This window comes from Sulfuricurvum sp., assembly GCF_028712165.1.
Lineage (GTDB): Bacteria > Campylobacterota > Campylobacteria > Campylobacterales > Sulfurimonadaceae > Sulfuricurvum.
In genome coordinates this window covers 1-3,346 of record NZ_JAQTQR010000120.1, presented here as the reverse complement: position 1 = coordinate 3,346, position 3,346 = coordinate 1, and the positions used below count along the sequence as shown (strand labels likewise).

Genomic DNA, 3,346 nt, shown 5'->3' with positions numbered 1-3,346 from the left:
TTAGGAATGGGAACCGTTTTCCTATTCTTAACAACTATGGTATATATGACAAAAATTATGTCAAAACTTATTCTCCGTTACTTCCCAGAAGTTTCAAAAGCTCCTGCATCGGTATCACAATCGACTACAGCCCCAGTTCAAAAAACAAACGAAAATGCCAAAATCGCCGCTATTTTAGCTGCATTGCAGCATCATCATGCATTAGAACAAGAAGGGAAAATTTAATGAAGAAAATACTTTTTTCCCTCCTCATGATGCTTACCATCTCTCTGTCATCTATGGCTACTGATACGGTCATTGAGCCTGCTGAACACGTTACATCACCAGTTGCTCCTGCAACAACGGAACCGCTACGAAAATCGACCTATCGTGAAGAAACCTATCAACCATTGGATTTTAAAGATATGATGATCAATTTTTATCATACCACGGGTATTAATGCGTTGCTTCAGCCTAAAGAAGGTGTGGTAACCTCTCAGGGCAAACCGATGTCTGCTTTTCACCAGTCTTGGGGGCGAGTCATCATGTTCGGTGTCACATTTCTCCTCTTTTATTTGGCAATTGCAAAAGGATTTGAGCCGTTATTGCTTTTACCAATCGCATTCGGCGGTTTATTGGCCAATGTCCCTATTGCAAATATTGCAGGTCCACACGGCTTATTGGGTATTATCTATAATATGGGTATCGCGAATGAGCTCTTCCCTTTGCTTATCTTTATGGGTGTCGGTGCGATGACCGATTTCGGACCGCTGCTTGCCAATCCGAGAACTGCTCTTTTGGGCGGTGCGGCTCAATTTGGAATTTTCGGAACTTTGGTAGGTGCCTATGCGCTGACCCAATTTACACCATGGTTTGATTTTACATTGCAGCAATCCGCAGCCATCAGTATCATTGGGGGAGCGGATGGCCCGACATCGATCTTTATCGCTACGTCGTTGGCACCTGAACTCTTAGGAGCGATTGCGGTTGCTTCATACTCGTATATGGCATTGGTTCCAATTATCCAGCCTCCGATTATGAGAGCTTTGACCACACCGGAAGAGCGTAAAATCCGTATGCGTACTTTGCGTCATGTTAGCCGTTTGGAAAAACTTCTTTTTCCACTGTTGGTTTTTTCCATGATTATTTTGTTGTTACCAGATGCTGCTCCATTAGTCGGTGCATTTGCGTTAGGTAACTATTTCAAAGAATCGGGTGTAGTTGATCGTTTGAGTGATACGATGCAAAATGCGTTGATTAATATCGTTACGATCTTTTTGGGCCTCGGTGTAGGATCAAAACTCGCCTCCGATCAATTCCTTGTTATCGATACATTGGCAATTTTGGTTTTAGGTCTTGTTGCATTCTCTGTAGGAACGGCTGCAGGTGTTATCATGGCTAAAATCATGAATATGTTTAGTGATGAGAAAATCAATCCGCTTATCGGTTCTGCCGGTGTATCAGCGGTTCCTATGGCTGCACGAGTTTCGCATAAAGAAGGGACGAAAGATGATCCTACAAATATGCTGTTAATGCATGCGATGGGACCGAATGTTGCCGGAGTTATCGGTTCTGCAATTGCTGCAGGGGTTATGATCGCTCTCTTCAAATAACTTTTCTCACACTCACCGAATACGGTGAGTGACACTTCTTAGATTGAAAACCTACAAAAAATTAACTTGCTTCTCTATCTATTTCTTTCTATACGCCATTATTTGTGTTTAGTTATAACCAAACCTCTTGCAGAAGATATCATTAAGATAGAGATCAGGCTTTGGCTAGATAGATTTATATAGGAGATAATACGAAGAAAAAAAATCTATAAAACAGAGTTGTATGAATTGAATGTTGTTGATTTCGAAATTGGTGTGGGAGGAGTTTAAAAGTGGTGACCCCAACGAGATTCGAACTCGTATGGCCAGAATGAAAATCTGGAATCCTAACCATTAGATGATGGGGCCGACAATAAGACAGGTTAAACCTGAGCCGAAATTATAGATAGATAATGCTGAAAAAAAGCTAAATCTACTGAATCTTCCCACAAAAATGGGAAGAGGGGAGGTTAGTCATTGTAAAACGAGCGAAGTGCGCGAATAATAACGGCATTTTTAGAGATACTCTCTGCTTTTGCGTTATCGTCAACCAATTCATAAACATCCAACGGTAAAGAGATAGAGAATGTTTTTGTTTCGATTTTTTTACGTTTAGACACCAAACTAGTGATGTTTTGAAGCATCTCAAGGATTTTTTTCGTATCAATCGGTTTTTGGATGAAGCTGTTAACTCCGACTTCGATTGATTCAGAGATTTTTTGGATATCGTTACTTGCTGAAATAACGATAATGATTTGTGACGGGTTGATAGAACGGATACGACGAGCAAGTTCGATACCGTCGATTTCCGGCATGATGATATCAACAAATACGATATCCGGATTCACTTTTTCATACATGCGTAATGCTTCTGCACCGTTGTAAGCTGAAGTTACATCAGCAAAAAAGTTTTTAAATGTTGAGCTTAAAAGATCATTAGCTACAACTTCGTCTTCTACAACCATTGCAGTAAGCTTTTTGGTTTGTTCAGTAAGTTGGATCAAATCGACGTTAGATGACATGTGGACTCCTTTTTATTTTCAATGTTAAAAAATATCACTGTGGATAATTGTTGTTATTATAGATCATATTTTTTAGCATTACCTTAAAAAAACAAGTTTGGGTTGAATTTCAGTAAAAACAGTTCTTGTGATAAATTTGTATGATATTAATACTGTTTAAACTGTTCTAACCATTCAATATTTGATTCGTTTGTTTTTTCTTGCTGACGCAGAATAGAATCAATAATACTGAGTAGTGTATTTCGATCTAAAAACTGTAAAAGTGCCGGGTCGATATGAGTAGGCTTGATACCTTCATACCGGTTCAATAGATTTTCGATATCTGTAATGAGTTGTTCTTTTGTAGATTCCATACTAAAAGTGTAGCGTAGGCAAACTGAAATTGTATTTGATTAACATAATATATATTATATTGAAAATACTGCTATACGGATATCTGTATAATAAGTATGAGATGTATTAAAAAAATGATATTATTAAAAATAATGTATTTTTAGAAGGCAAATGGATATGGACTATTTACTAAATCTTAGAGAAGCGACTTATGCCCTCTCTGAAGCACTCGATTATGTGGGCATTGATGATACTATGCACGGTAAACGAGTCGCGTACATGTCAGCTGAAGTGGCAAAAAAATTGGGCTGGGAACAAAATCGTATCGATGCGCTTATTTTGATGGGGATGCTTCATGACTGCGGTGTCTCATCAACAGATGTTCATCATCATCTTGTAACTGAACTTGATTGGGATAAC

Annotated in this window: 5 protein-coding genes and 1 tRNA gene; 3 read left to right on the top strand and 3 right to left on the bottom strand. The window is 38.7% G+C overall.

The features are described 5' to 3' along the window. Together PHP90_RS13785 and PHP90_RS13780 are read left to right on the top strand one after the other, a co-directional pair. Positions 1–225: OadG family protein (locus tag PHP90_RS13785; protein WP_299931045.1), on the top strand; the 225-nt coding region annotated here is incomplete at its 5' end. Continuing rightward, a complete protein-coding gene (locus tag PHP90_RS13780) occupies positions 225–1,592 on the top strand; it encodes a sodium ion-translocating decarboxylase subunit beta (protein WP_299931043.1) in 1,368 nt (455 codons plus the stop codon). The genes PHP90_RS13785 and PHP90_RS13780, both read left to right, overlap by 1 nt. Before the next feature lie 273 nt (positions 1,593–1,865). Here the strand turns inward: PHP90_RS13780 and PHP90_RS13775 are convergent. The 3 genes from PHP90_RS13775 to PHP90_RS13765 all read right to left on the bottom strand — a co-directional run bounded on the left by PHP90_RS13775 (position 1,866) and on the right by PHP90_RS13765 (position 2,946). After that, positions 1,866–1,940, bottom strand: a tRNA-Glu gene (locus PHP90_RS13775). A gap of 101 nt (positions 1,941–2,041) precedes the next feature. Further along, positions 2,042–2,593, bottom strand: a complete 552-nt coding sequence (locus PHP90_RS13770; protein WP_015653526.1) for a response regulator — start codon at positions 2,591–2,593, stop codon at positions 2,042–2,044. A 146-nt stretch (positions 2,594–2,739) separates the two neighbouring features. Beyond that, positions 2,740–2,946, bottom strand: a complete 207-nt coding sequence (locus PHP90_RS13765) for a hypothetical protein (protein ID WP_299931041.1) — start codon at positions 2,944–2,946, stop codon at positions 2,740–2,742. Between the two features lie 157 nt (positions 2,947–3,103). Here PHP90_RS13765 and PHP90_RS13760 point away from each other — a divergent pair. Beyond that, on the top strand, positions 3,104–3,346 hold a 243-nt coding region (locus PHP90_RS13760), incomplete at its 3' end, for a hypothetical protein (RefSeq protein WP_299931040.1).

Bases quoted from the DNA above. Each gene is read 5' to 3' on its own strand.
- PHP90_RS13780 (WP_299931043.1), top strand. From the start codon at position 225: ATGAAGAAAATACTTTTTTCCCTCCTCATGATGCTTACCATCTCTCTG.
- PHP90_RS13765 (WP_299931041.1), bottom strand. From the start codon at position 2,946: ATGGAATCTACAAAAGAACAACTCATTACAGATATCGAAAATCTATTG.
- PHP90_RS13770 (WP_015653526.1), bottom strand. From the start codon at position 2,593: ATGTCATCTAACGTCGATTTGATCCAACTTACTGAACAAACCAAAAAG.